Origin of the sequence: Neisseria sp. P0014.S009 (assembly GCF_051958155.1) — a bacterium.
GTDB classification, from domain to species: Bacteria; Pseudomonadota; Gammaproteobacteria; order Burkholderiales; family Neisseriaceae; genus Neisseria; species Neisseria flavescens_C.
Window position 1 is genome coordinate 1 of the sequence record NZ_JBQCVS010000208.1, and the last position, 245, is coordinate 245.

A 245-nucleotide genomic window follows, 5' to 3' on the forward strand; every position below is an offset into this window, starting at 1 on the left:
TCGTTCCTCAGCGTCAGAAAGGACCCAGTAAGCCGCCTTCGCCTCCGGTGTTCCTGATGATATCAACGCATTTCACCGCTCCACCATCAGTTCCGCTTACCCCTGTCTCCCTCAAGCCTTGCAGTATCAAGCGCTGTTCCTCGGTTGAGCCGAGGGCTTTCACACCTGACTTACAAGGCCGCCTACAAACCCTTTAAGCCCAGTAATTCCGAATAACGTTTGGGTGGTACGTCTTACCGCGGCTG

General features: G+C 54.7%; 1 rRNA gene. It reads right to left on the reverse strand.

The features are described from left to right. Positions 1–245, reverse strand: a 16S ribosomal RNA gene (locus ACTHS4_RS12345); the annotation flags it as partial.